At 66.0% G+C, this 12,026-nt stretch carries 12 protein-coding genes; 3 read left to right on the top strand and 9 right to left on the bottom strand.

Going from position 1 to position 12,026, the window contains the following annotated elements; genetic code table 11:
- Window positions 1-9: 9 nt before the first annotated feature.
- Together ripA and EYZ64_RS15090 are read right to left on the bottom strand one after the other, a co-directional pair.
- Window positions 10-1,476, bottom strand: a complete 1,467-nt coding sequence (gene ripA / locus EYZ64_RS15095; RefSeq protein WP_286174931.1) for an NlpC/P60 family peptidoglycan endopeptidase RipA — start codon at window positions 1,474-1,476, stop codon at window positions 10-12.
- Between the two features lie 225 nt (window positions 1,477-1,701).
- On the bottom strand, window positions 1,702-2,286 hold the full coding sequence (locus tag EYZ64_RS15090; RefSeq protein ID WP_135454342.1) for an Rv1476 family membrane protein: 585 nt from the start codon (window positions 2,284-2,286) through the stop codon (window positions 1,702-1,704).
- Between the two features lie 292 nt (window positions 2,287-2,578).
- On the opposite strand from EYZ64_RS15090, the gene EYZ64_RS15085 reads away from it, so the two are divergent.
- On the top strand, window positions 2,579-5,407 hold the full coding sequence (locus tag EYZ64_RS15085; protein WP_135454339.1) for an aconitate hydratase: 2,829 nt from the start codon (window positions 2,579-2,581) through the stop codon (window positions 5,405-5,407).
- Between the two features lie 67 nt (window positions 5,408-5,474).
- Window positions 5,475-6,053, top strand: coding sequence for a TetR/AcrR family transcriptional regulator (locus EYZ64_RS15080; RefSeq protein ID WP_044518305.1), 579 nt, complete (start codon window positions 5,475-5,477; stop codon window positions 6,051-6,053).
- A gap of 29 nt (window positions 6,054-6,082) precedes the next feature.
- On the opposite strand, the gene EYZ64_RS15075 is transcribed toward EYZ64_RS15080, so the two are convergent.
- The 4 genes from EYZ64_RS15075 to trxA form a co-directional block, all read right to left on the bottom strand.
- Entirely contained in the window at window positions 6,083-6,277 is a 195-nt protein-coding gene (locus EYZ64_RS15075) for a helix-turn-helix domain-containing protein (RefSeq protein ID WP_135454337.1), read from the bottom strand.
- Window positions 6,278-6,406: 129 nt separating this feature from the next.
- Window positions 6,407-8,035, bottom strand: a complete 1,629-nt coding sequence (locus EYZ64_RS15070; protein ID WP_135454335.1) for an ABC-F family ATP-binding cassette domain-containing protein — start codon at window positions 8,033-8,035, stop codon at window positions 6,407-6,409.
- 24 nt (window positions 8,036-8,059) lie between these two features.
- Window positions 8,060-8,890: an enoyl-CoA hydratase gene (locus EYZ64_RS15065; RefSeq protein WP_135454332.1), complete on the bottom strand. Its 831-nt coding sequence runs from the start codon at window positions 8,888-8,890 to the stop codon at window positions 8,060-8,062.
- Window positions 8,891-8,908: 18 nt separating this feature from the next.
- Window positions 8,909-9,283 carry a thioredoxin gene (trxA, locus tag EYZ64_RS15060; RefSeq protein ID WP_135454330.1) on the bottom strand — a complete coding sequence of 125 codons (375 nt, stop codon included), beginning with the start codon at window positions 9,281-9,283 and terminating at the stop codon, window positions 8,909-8,911.
- 266 nt (window positions 9,284-9,549) lie between these two features.
- Between trxA and EYZ64_RS15055 the strand changes: the two genes are divergently transcribed.
- Window positions 9,550-10,275, top strand: coding sequence for a polysaccharide deacetylase family protein (locus tag EYZ64_RS15055; protein ID WP_135454327.1), 726 nt, complete (start codon window positions 9,550-9,552; stop codon window positions 10,273-10,275).
- A gap of 68 nt (window positions 10,276-10,343) precedes the next feature.
- Here the strand turns inward: EYZ64_RS15055 and EYZ64_RS15050 are convergent, their stop codons facing one another.
- The 3 genes from EYZ64_RS15050 to EYZ64_RS32430 all read right to left on the bottom strand — a co-directional run bounded on the left by EYZ64_RS15050 (window position 10,344) and on the right by EYZ64_RS32430 (window position 12,005).
- Window positions 10,344-11,036 carry a DUF8548 family protein gene (locus EYZ64_RS15050; protein WP_135454325.1) on the bottom strand — a complete coding sequence of 231 codons (693 nt, stop codon included), beginning with the start codon at window positions 11,034-11,036 and terminating at the stop codon, window positions 10,344-10,346.
- Window positions 11,037-11,130: 94 nt separating this feature from the next.
- The gene (locus EYZ64_RS15045; RefSeq protein ID WP_135454323.1) at window positions 11,131-11,658 is read right to left on the bottom strand and encodes a hypothetical protein; all 528 of its coding nucleotides are present in this window, start codon (window positions 11,656-11,658) and stop codon (window positions 11,131-11,133) included.
- Window positions 11,659-11,702: 44 nt separating this feature from the next.
- A complete protein-coding gene (locus tag EYZ64_RS32430; protein ID WP_286174928.1) occupies window positions 11,703-12,005 on the bottom strand; it encodes a hypothetical protein in 303 nt (100 codons plus the stop codon).
- Window positions 12,006-12,026 lie beyond the last annotated feature (21 nt).

Genomic DNA, 12,026 nt, shown 5'->3' with positions numbered 1-12,026 from the left:
GTATTCCCATCAGTATTCGATGTAGCGGACGACGTACGGGGTCATCCCGCTCGTGCGGACCGGCGAGATCTTGACCTGCGAACCCGTGTACGGCGCTTCGAGCATCTGGCCGTTGCCGAGGTAGAGCGTCACGTGCTGGCTGCCGCCGGGGCCGTAGAAGATCACGTCGCCGCGCCGCATCTGCGAGGACGGGATCTTGCGGCCGGCGTTGTACTGCGAGCCCGAGTAATGCGGCAACTTGATGCCGACACCGGCGAACCCGTAGAGGATCAGGCCCGAGCAGTCGAACCCGACGGTGTTGGCCCCCGAATCGATGCCGCGACTCGGACCGGCGGCGTTGCCACCACCCCAGGAGTACGGAACGCCCATCTGGGAACCGGCCCGCTGGATGACGTATTCAGATGCCTGCCGTCCGTACACCCGGGGAATGGACCCGTTCGTGTAGCCGGTCGGCGTGGGCAGGATGCCCATCTTCTGCAGGAACTGGCGCCCCATGTTCTGGGTGACCTGCGCCGAGGTCGACGAGATCCCCAGGACCGTGTTGATGATGGCGATCGGGTCACCGCTGACGAACGCGCTGGGAATCGCCGGCAGCGTGGGATCCCATTCGCCGTCCCATTTCTGGCCCGCTTGAGCCGGCGCGCCCGGAGCTCTGTCCCAGTCCCCCGCCGCCGCCTGAGGCACCGGCCCCTGCACCGGAGCGGCCGGTGCCGATGCCTTGTGCACCTGAGCGAGTTGAGCTTGGGCCGTTGCCCGTTCGGCCGTCAGCCGCTGCAGCTCGCCCTGCTGGGCACTGAAGGTCTGCTGCGCCTGTTGCAGTGCGGCGACGGCGCTGTCTTGACTGGTCTGAGCGTTGGCCGTGGCCCGGTCGGCATTCTGCTTGGCCAGCCGGGCAGCCGATTCGCGGTTGACCTGCTCGGTGCGGGCCCGCTGCAGATCGGCGATCACCTTGTCGGTGCTGGCGGCCAGGGTTTGACCGGTCGCCGCGGTGCGCGCGATGTCGGCGGGGTCGGACGCAGTCAGATACGAGCTCGACGGCCCGTTGACGTAGGTGGCCGCCGCGAAGGTGTCGAACCTCTTCTGCGCCTCGGCGATGGCGCGATTGGCGTCGGCGATGCCTTGTTGGCTGGCGTCGACCTCCTGCTGCGCCGTAGCGGCTGCATCGCGGGCGTCCTGCACATCGACGATTGCCTTGTTGACGGCTTCCTGCTGAGTCTGGATGGCAGCGCCCAGCTCCTGCAGCTTCTGGTCGGCGTTGGCCACCGCGGCCACGAGCGTTGCGATCTGATCGGGCGCCCCCGGATCCGCCGCGGCCGGGACGCCACCCGACAACGCTGTCGCCAACAGCATCGCCGCGGTCAGCGGCACCGCCCAGAAACGGCCGCGCAGACGCGATGCAGAGACCCCATCTGCTGCTCGCGCATGCGAAGCCCCATCTGCTCCGCGCGTGCGCGGGACGCCAACGGTGCGTCTCATTCGACTCAAGTCTCCTATGGCTCAACGTCGGCGTGCCGGCGTTTGCTCGGGGCCTTTGCACAGAAGTCACATGAAGCACAACTGCAACAATGGCTACCGATTGCACCGTACGTCACATCTGAAACCAAAGAAACTTTAGTCACAAATTACAGGAATGTAATTGCGAATAGTGTGACCAATTAGTGATATTTGGACGGTATTCCGAACTAATGTTCGACGGGTTTTTCAGACCTCGACTGAGGGGGCACTCGAGGCCCCTGACCCGGCCAATCGTTTGCTGCGCACCTGCAGGGCGCGAGTCAGCGCAGCCGCCGCGGCAACCCCGAGCGTCAGCACGATCGTGAGCGCAGTCCAGGGAAAGTCGGGGGTCGAAATCTCCCCGACGAAATTCTTAGCCGACAACACCGGATTACCGGTCTTGGCCACATCCTGCCCGGCTTCCAAAGTCACGCGGTCGATTGTCGGGCTGTACGTACCGGCAAACGACGGGCTCAGCGCGAGCACGGTCGCACCCGGATTGGCCGCCCCGACCTCGCTGGCGATGTCACGCAGCGGCGTGTCGATACCGGGGTTCTGCGGCAGAACCACGATCTTGAGATCGACCCCGCCCTGACGGGCATCGCTGACGACCTGGCGCAGAGCCTCAACATCGGCGTCGGGCGCGCTGACGCCGTCGTCGCGAACGTCGGCCTGCACGGCCGCCATGCACTTGGCCACTCCGTCGGGTTGCGCCGGATCCATCCCGACGGTCTCGCAGACCTCGACCGGGATATAGGCCGGCAGGAACGGGATGACATGGGGTCCGGTCACAGACGCACGGTATCCCGAGCCCATCCGCCGCTGCGCAGCGACACTGGAATCGTCACCGCATCGACCGCCTATCGTCACGCCGGAGTGACGCTCGCGGTGCCACGCCTCATCGCCGCCGCATTGCCCCGGACCGAGCGGGCGGATCGCACGGATCGGCCGAACGGGGTAGCAACCAGAACCCGACAAGGGAAGACTGGACCCCGGCCCGCTGGGCATTGCAGGACAAGCGTACTGTTAACATCGGAACGCCGTCGACACAGCCCGTCGCGGTGAGATCTAGCCGGGAGTTGATGTGAGCAGCGAGAATACGGAAAATTCGTCCCTTAACTCATTTGGTGCCCGCGACACATTGACTGTCGGGGACAAGAGCTACGAGATCTACCGCCTCGACGCGGTACCTGGTACCGAGAAACTTCCCTACAGCCTCAAGGTGCTCGCGGAGAACCTCCTGCGGACCGAAGACGGCGCCAACATCACCAAGGACCACATCGAGGCCATCGCCAACTGGGATCCCTCGGCCGAGCCGAGCATCGAGATCCAGTTCACCCCGGCGCGGGTGTTGATGCAGGACTTCACCGGCGTGCCGTGCATCGTCGACCTGGCCACCATGCGCGAGGCGGTCGCGGCCCTGGGTGGGGACCCGGACAAGGTGAACCCGCTCTCGCCGGCCGAGATGGTCATCGACCACTCGGTGATCCTCGACGTGTTCGGCAATGCCGGCGCCTTCGAGCGCAACGTCGAACTCGAATACGAGCGCAACTCCGAGCGCTACCAGTTCCTGCGCTGGGGCCAGGGCGCGTTCGACGACTTCAAGGTCGTCCCCCCGGGCACCGGCATCGTGCATCAGGTCAACATCGAGTATCTGGCCCGGGTGGTGTTCGAGCGCGACGGCGTGGCCTACCCGGACACCTGCGTGGGCACCGACAGCCACACCACCATGGAGAACGGTCTCGGCGTGCTGGGCTGGGGCGTCGGCGGGATCGAGGCCGAGGCCGCCATGCTGGGCCAGCCCGTCTCGATGCTCATCCCCCGCGTCGTCGGCTTCAAGCTGACCGGTGAGATCAAGCCCGGCGTGACCGCCACCGACGTGGTGCTCACCGTCACCGACATGCTGCGCAAGCACGGCGTCGTCGGCAAGTTCGTCGAGTTCTACGGCAAGGGCGTGGCCGAGGTGCCGCTGGCCAACCGGGCCACCCTGGGCAACATGAGCCCCGAATTCGGTTCCACCGCAGCGATTTTCCCGATCGACGAAGAGACCATCAACTACCTGCGGCTGACCGGGCGTACCGAGGAGCAGCTGGCACTGGTCGAGGCCTACGCCAAGACGCAGGGCATGTGGCACAACGCCGACCACGAGCCGGCCTTCTCCGAGTACCTCGAGCTCGACCTGTCGACCGTGGTGCCCTCCATCTCCGGGCCGAAGCGCCCGCAGGACCGCATCGAGCTGTCGGACGCCAAGAACGCGTTCCGCAAGGACATCCACAACTACGTCGAGGAAAACCTCCCGACCCCGCACACGCAGCTCGACGAGGCGGTCGAGGAGTCGTTCCCGGCCTCGGACCCGGCCAAGCTGTCGTTCGCCGACGACGGTGCGATCGACGTCCGTCCGTCGGCCGCCAACGGCGCCGAGGGCCGGCCGTCCAAGCCGATCACCGTGAAGTCTGACGAGCGGGGCGAATTCGTGCTCGACCACGGCGCGGTCGTCGTCGCGGGCATCACCTCGTGCACAAACACCTCCAACCCGTCGGTCATGCTGGGCGCGGCACTGCTGGCCAAGAAGGCCGTCGAGAAGGGCCTGACCTCCAAGCCGTGGGTCAAGACCAACATGGCGCCGGGCTCGCAGGTCGTCACCGACTACTACAACAAGGCCGGCCTGTGGCCGTACCTGGAGAAGCTGGGCTACTACCTGGGCGGCTACGGCTGCACCACGTGCATCGGCAACACCGGTCCGCTGCCCGACGAGATCTCCAAGGCCATCAACGACAACGACCTTTCGGTGACCGCGGTGCTCTCGGGTAACCGCAACTTCGAGGGCCGAATCTCCCCCGACGTCAAGATGAACTACCTGGCGTCTCCGCCGCTGGTGATCGCCTACGGCATCGCGGGCACGATGGACTTCGATTTCGAGACCGATCCGCTCGGGCAGGACCAGGCGGGCAATGACGTCTTCCTCAAGGACATTTGGCCGTCGGCGGCCGAGATCGAGGAGACCATCGCGTCTTCGATCAACCGGGAGATGTTCACCGACTCCTACGCCGATGTGTTCAAGGGCGACGACCGCTGGCGTTCCCTGTCCACCCCGGAGGGCAACATCTTCGAGTGGGACGACGCCTCCACCTACGTGCGCAAGGCGCCGTACTTCGACGGCATGCCCGCCGAGCCGGAGCCGGTCGGCGACATCAAGGGCGCCAGAGTCCTTGCCCTGCTGGGCGATTCGGTGACCACCGATCACATCAGCCCGGCAGGTTCGATCAAGCCGGGCACCCCGGCCGCGCAGTACCTGGACGCCAACGGCGTTGCGCGCAAGGACTACAACTCGCTGGGGTCGCGACGCGGCAACCACGAGGTGATGATCCGTGGCACCTTCGCCAACATCCGGCTGCGCAACCAGCTGCTCGACGACGTCTCCGGCGGCTACACGCGGGACTTCACCCAGCCCGGCGGCCCGCAGGCGTTCATCTACGACGCCTCGGTGAACTACAAGGAGGCCGGCATCCCGCTGGTCGTCCTGGGCGGCAAGGAATACGGCTCGGGCTCCTCGCGTGACTGGGCGGCCAAGGGCACCGTGCTGCTCGGCGTCAAGGCCGTCATCACCGAGTCCTTCGAGCGCATCCACCGGTCGAACCTGATCGGTATGGGCGTCATCCCACTGCAGTTCCCGGCGGGTGAGTCGGCTGCGAGCCTCAAGCTCGACGGCACCGAGACCTTCGACATCACCGGCATCGAGGATCTCAACAAGGGCAAGACGCCGAAGACTGTGAAGGTGACCGCCACCAAGGAAGACGGATCCAAGGTGGAGTTCGACGCGGTCGTCCGCATCGACACCCCCGGCGAGGCCGACTACTACCGCAACGGCGGCATCCTGCAGTACGTTCTGCGCAACATGCTGAAGTCGAAGTAATCCTGAATCCGACAACCGAAGCAGCACAGGCGCGGCGCCGAGCCGCGCTTGGGCGAGGAGTTCTCCAGTGCCCAGGGTGACGGACGATCATCTTGCCGCCCGGCGTCGTCAGATTCTCGACGGCGCCCGGCGCTGCTTCGGTCAGTACGGATATGAGAGTGCGACCGTGCGACGGCTCGAAGAAACCATCGGGCTGTCGCGCGGCGCAATCTTTCATCACTTCAAGGACAAGGACACCTTGTTCTTCGAACTGGCCAGGGAGGACGCCGAGCGGATGGCCGAAGTGGCCGCCCGCGAAGGCCTGATCCAGGTGATGCGGAACATGCTTGCCGCGCCCGAGCAGTTCGACTGGCTGGCCACCCGGCTGGAAATCGCCCGCAAGCTGCGCAACGATCCGGCCTTTCACCAAGGCTGGGCGGAACGGTCCGCCGAGCTGGATGCCGCGATCACCGAGCGCCTGCGCCGCCAGAAACAGGCCGGGCGCCTACGTGACGACGTGCCGAGTGCGGTCCTGCACATCTACCTGGATCTGGTTCTCGACGGCCTGGTAGCCCGCATCGCCTCCGGCGAGGACCCGAAGAACCTCACCGCGGTGCTGGACCTGGTCGAGGACAGCGTGCGGCAGCAGACGCCGGCGGATAGCTGAATCTTGCTACCGCACAGCGGTTGTGCTCATCACACCCTCGACCGGGTGCGGTGGTTGGGACCGCCGCGGCTGCGCATCGTCGTTCCCGACTCACGCAGCAAGCTGTGGATCGAGCCGTAAGAACGTCCGGTCGTCGCCACAAGCGTGCGGATGCTGGCACCCCCCTCGTACGCCTTTCGAAGTTCTGCCAGCAGCTCGCCGCGATTCTTGTTCATTTCCCTCATCGACATCTCCCCGCTTGTGATGTCCCGACGGATACCCAGAGTAGGAACCACCCACACACCGAGGGGTCGATTTGTCCAACGTCTTAAATTGACGTTCTCGAAGGTGCGGTGGTTCTTGAGAATTCGCTGTCAGGCGAGCTCGATGAGATCCCGGTATTCGGTGGACCAGAAGTCCTCGGTACCGTCCGGCAGTAGCACCACGCGCTGCGGATCGAGGGCCTCGGCTGCGCCCGGATCGTGGGTAACCAGCACCACCGCACCCTGGTAGCTGCGCAGCGCGTCGAGAACCTGCTCTCGTGACGCGGGATCGAGGTTGTTGGTCGGCTCGTCCAGCAACAACACATTGGCCGTCGAAGCAACCAGGCCGGCCAGCGCCAACCGCGTCTTCTCACCGCCGGACAGCGTGCCGGCGGGCTGATCCAGCTGCGGGCCGGTGAACATGAACGCGCCCAACAGACCTCGAAGGTCCTGCTCCCCGGTGTCCGGCGCGGCGTGGCGGATGTTCTCCCAGACGGTCGACTCGTTGTCGAGGGTGTCGTGTTCCTGGGCGAAGTATCCGATCTTGCACCCGTGCCCGGGTTCCAGGACTCCGGCGTCGGCGGTCTCAGCACCGGCGAGCAGGCGCAGCAATGTCGTCTTGCCCGCACCGTTGAGTCCGAGCACCACCACCCGGGATCCGCGGTCGATCGCCAGATCGACACCGGTGAAGATCTCCAGCGACCCGTAGGTCTTGGTCAGCCCCTTGGCCACCAGTGGGGTCTTACCGCACGGCGCCGGCGTGGGGAACTTGATGCGGGCCACCTTGTCGGCCACCCGCTCGGCGTCGAGCTCGGCGATCATCCGCTCGGCCCGACGCAACATGTTCTGTGCGGCAACGGCTTTGGTGGCCTTTGCGCCCATCTTGGCGGCCTGGGCGCGCAACGCGCCGGCCTTCTTCTCGGCGTTGGCACGTTCGCGGCGACGACGCTGTTCGTCGGTCGCGCGCGCATCGAGGTACTTCTTCCAGCCCATGTTGTAAACGTCGGCCTCACCGCGTACCGCGTCGAGGAACCACACCCGGTTGACGACCTCGTCGAGCAGCTCGACATCGTGGCTGATGACCACGAGTCCACCGGTGTGGTTGTGAAGGAAGTCGCGAAGCCAGCCGATCGAGTCGGCGTCGAGGTGGTTGGTGGGCTCGTCGAGCAGCAGCGTGGTGGCAGATCCCGAACCGGTGTCGCTGGCCGCGAACAGGATGCGGGCCAGCTCGACACGCCGGCGCTGGCCACCGGAGAGCGTGCGCAGCGGCTGTGTCAGCACCCGATCGGGCAGGCCCAGGCTGGCGCAGATCCGGCCGGCCTCGCTCTCGGCGGCGTAACCACCCAGCGCCGAGAACCGCTCCTCCAACTGCCCGTAGCGGCGCACCGCTTTGTCGCGGGCCGCATCATCGGCCACCTCGGCCATCAAGACCTGCTGCTTCTCCAGGTCCGCCAGCAGCGTGTCGAGACCGCGAGCCGAGAGCACCCGGTCCCGGGCCAGGACGTCGAGGTCGCCTTCTTTGGGGTCCTGTGGCAGGTAACCGACCTCACCCGTACGCGAGATGCTGCCGGCGTACGGTTCGCCCTCCCCGGCCAGGATGCGCATGGTGGTGGTCTTGCCTGCGCCGTTGCGCCCGACCAGTCCGATCCGGTCGCCGGGCTGCACCCGCAACGCAGAGCCCTCGAAGGACAGCAGCGTGCGCGCGCCGGCGCGGACCTCCAGGTCCGTTGCGGTGATCACGCTGCGTCCTCCTCAGTGTTTGTCTTACTTCTCGTCGGTAAATACGGCGGGGCGCTTCTCCGCGCGCGCGGCAACCGCTTCCTCAAAGTTTGCGGTGAGCAGGCGCACGAAGAGTTGTCCCAGGCCCTCGGCCTGCATGTGCCCCTCCAGACTAGCGGCGTCCAGTCCACTCCAAAGAGTGCGCTTGGTCAACTCGATACCCGGCCGGGAGAACGCCGCCATGCGGTCCGCCATCGCGTAGCAGGTGTCCAGGAGCGCCTCCTCGGCCACCACGCTGGAGACCAAACCGATGCGCTCTGCCTCCTGCGCGTCGACGTCACGGCCGGTCAACATGATCTCGAACGCCCGTGACGACCCGATGGCCCGCGGCAGCAGGTAGGACAAGCCCAGCTCACTGGCGGTAAGCCCGTTGTTGATCCCGGCGGCGCGGAAGTAGGCACCTTCGGCGGCGACCCGGACGTCACACGCCAGCGCCAGGCAGAGACCACCCCCGATGGCCGCGCCGTTGACGGCGGCGATCACCGGCTGGTGCAGCCGGCGTAGGGCGAGAATCACATCGTCGAGGATCTCCATCGACCGCAGGGCGTACGTCGGTCTGGTCAGACCGACGACGTGCGGAACCGAGCCGGCCGACTTGTGATCGGCCCCGGACGAGAAGCCGCGGCCGGCCCCGGTCAGCACCACGACGCGCACGCTGTTGTCGTAGCGGAGCTCTTCGAGGACGCCCTTGAGCGGCACCATGACGTCGAACGCCATCGAGTTCATCCGCTCAGGCCGGTTGAGGGTCACCAGGGCCACGTCCGGTCGCGGACGGTCAACCAGTACGAATTCGTTCTGCGCAGTCACGGACAGCACGCTATCGCGTGCCGTTCATCACACCTGTTCGGCGTCGCCCTGAGCGGCCTGCTCTTTCATGGCCGCATCGATGTCGAATTCCTTGATCTTCTGAACCAGATCCTCCAGCGCCGCCGGCGGCAGTGCTCCGGCCTGGTTGAAGACCAACTTGCCCTTCTTGAACGCCATCAGGGTCGGGATCGACCGGATGTCGGCAGCCGCGGCGAGCCCCTGCTCGGCCTCGGTGTCCACCTTGGCGAAGACAACGTCGGGGTGCTGCTCGGAGGCGGCCTTGAACGTCGGCGCGAACGCACGACACGGTCCGCACCACGACGCCCAGAAATCCACCAGCACGATGTCGTTGTCGTTGACGATGTCATTGAACTGGTCTGCGGTGATGTCCTGCGTGCTCACACTTTTCCTAACGTCGGATTGATACAGCCTGTTCCCAGCATTGTGGTCGAGCAAACCGGAACCCGCGAGCACCAGCCAGTCTCAACCTGTGCGCGTCCGTCCCGGTCGATCAGCGCGGACGGCCACCGCAAACCAGCACCGAAGCGGGATCACACCCCGCTGAAACCCGGCGATCCCCACCCCACAGCCAGTTTGCAGCAGATGAGAAGCAAAGCAGCAGAAAACAATTGGACGCGGCCGCAGCCGGACTTGCGTACTATCAGAGCATGCCGTGCGTTGACCGGCGCACTGTGCTTGCCGGCATCACGTTGGGCGTGATTTCCGCCCTGACCCGGGCACCCGTGGCTAGCGCCATCCGGGTACCCATACCGCTCGCGCGGATGCCGGTGGCGGTGATCTCCCGGCTGCCCGGAGAGGGCAACCAGTTGGCTCTCACCGTCGACGACGGTAAGAGCAGTATGGTGGTCGGCGCGTTCGCGCAGTTCTGCCGTGACACCGGGACCAGGCTGACCTTCTTCGTCAACGGTGACAACGCTTCCTGGACCGACAACGCGCCGGCACTGCGGCCGATGGTCGACTCCGGCCAGATCCAGATGGGCAACCACACCTGGTCCCATCCGTTCCTGAACCAGCTGTCGCTTGCCCGGGTCGGCGACGAGATCCGGCGGAACGCCGACTTCTTGCGCAACACTTACGGCAGCGACGGAACCCCGTACTTCCGGCCGCCGTACGGCGTGCACAATGCCGACATCGACGGCGTCGCAGCAGACCAGGGATACACGACGGTGACGATGTGGAGCGGCACCGTCGGAGATTCACTCCCCGAGAACGAAGCCAGCCTGATCGCGGCGGCCACCCGCTCGTTCAACCCACAGCAGATCATCCTGGCGCACGCCAACCTGCCGACGGTCACGCACTGCTACGCCCAGCTCCACGATCTGATCACGAGCCGCAATCTGCAGACGGTCACCCTGCGAGACGCGTTCGGCTGACCTCACGCGGCCCCCGACAGTGAAACCGAGCGCGCCCCGCCGAAAGCCGCTGATCTACCGGCCAGCCGTCACGCTGGCACGTCCCGCTGATACGGGCGTTTCGACTCGAATCGCCAGATGGCGTGGTCGAGGTCGATGACGTTCCAACCGCCCGCTTCTGCCGTCGCATAGACCAGTTCGGCCGCCCGGACCGCATCGACCGGCCCCACTTCCCGACAGACATAGCCGAGCACCATCCGGTCGGCTTTCACGCCAGGGATCTTCGCCAAGATCTGCGCGTACTCCCAGGTAATTCCGGACCGCTGCCCCGGCACGGCACACCAGGCCGCCTTGACTTCTTCGCGGCGGGGCTCGTCTTCGACCATCGCCCGCAGCTCGTCGGTCGTCCGAATACCCAGGGCGACAAGCACTTCCGCTGCCTGCGCGACGGCCACGGACTTCAGTGGAGCGCTCACCGCGGTCGATGTGGGCCGACGGTTCCCGATCTGCGAGGCCCACGGGTCAGGACCGCCCAGCTCGGCGATGTTCTGTAGGAGCTCGGTGGCGCCATCAGTCTCAGCATCCGCCCCCTGGGCCGCCCGATAGCCGCGGTACCGGGCGACGACCTTCTCAACGGTGACGTAGCGCGCCCCGGTCGAGTAGATCGAATCGATCACACACAGCGCCAACGAATCCGGATATCCGCGCGGGCTGAACCAGCGCTGCGGATCACCGAGATCGCGCAGGCATGCCCCGTACAACTTCTCGACGTCTGAACTCATCGCAGTTCCTTCCGACTGTCCGGGAACTCCATCGGTTCCCGATGAGCTGGAAGCTAGCGCCGTGGGCCGACAAGAAGTCAGCGCAGCGCCAAAGTTATCCACAGGCCTGCCGGGTATTGGCCAGCAGCTGGGCCTGACGCCTGGGCCACCAGGCCAACTCCACCGCCAGAGCCGCCAAGTAGATAACCGACACCACGACATTTCCGACCGAACCGAACACGGCGTCCCACAACGCACTCGCTGCGGCGACGACGAGCACCACCGGCAGCAGCCACCGAAACGGGCGGGCTGTCTCCGCAGCCGCGTGCACTCCCCGGCTGTAATCGCGGGCGGCGTCCACCAATCGCGGATCGTCGATCCGTTCACCGCCGCGGGCAGCCCGCACGACCGCCACCCGATCGGTCCCGGCGAGCTCCTTCGACATCGGCCAGTACCTCGCCATCCGGCGCGCCATCCCGATGCCGTAAAACACGCCGACGATCACGAATACCAGTACGCCCGAGACCCAGAAACCCGAGTCCAGCCAGGCGAGCACACCCACGACCGCGCCCACCCCGGCGCCGATGATCATCGCCCGGCCCACGAAGCCGCTGCGCCAGACGAACGCTGGGACCGTGACCATGAGCCCACACGGTATCCGCAGGAGGCGGGTTTGCTCCCGGGTTACTACCAATCTCCATCGGTGACAACGTCGCCGGGCGCACCCTTCAGCGAGACAACCTTCGTGGGATCGACCGGGACGAACGGCATCTCGCCTTCGCCGAACCACTCGCCGACACTCTTGACGTTCGTCAACGCATCGGCGGCGGCCAAGTCACGAGCGTCGGCGTCGTAGTAGTCGAACCACGGCAGGCCCGCCGCAACGTACGCGTCGCGGTCCACCGGGGTGGGTGGCGAAACCTCACCCGTGATCGCCGTCCACTGAGCCGCGCTACACAGATGCACGAACACCCGCCGCGAGCCAGCCACTCGGCCGGCACCGTATCCGGA

Source organism: Mycobacterium sp. DL99 (assembly GCF_004762045.1).
Classification (GTDB): Bacteria; Actinomycetota; Actinomycetes; order Mycobacteriales; family Mycobacteriaceae; genus Mycobacterium.
The sequence above is the reverse complement of the archived record's forward strand: the minus strand, read 5'-3'. Positions and strand labels throughout refer to the sequence as shown.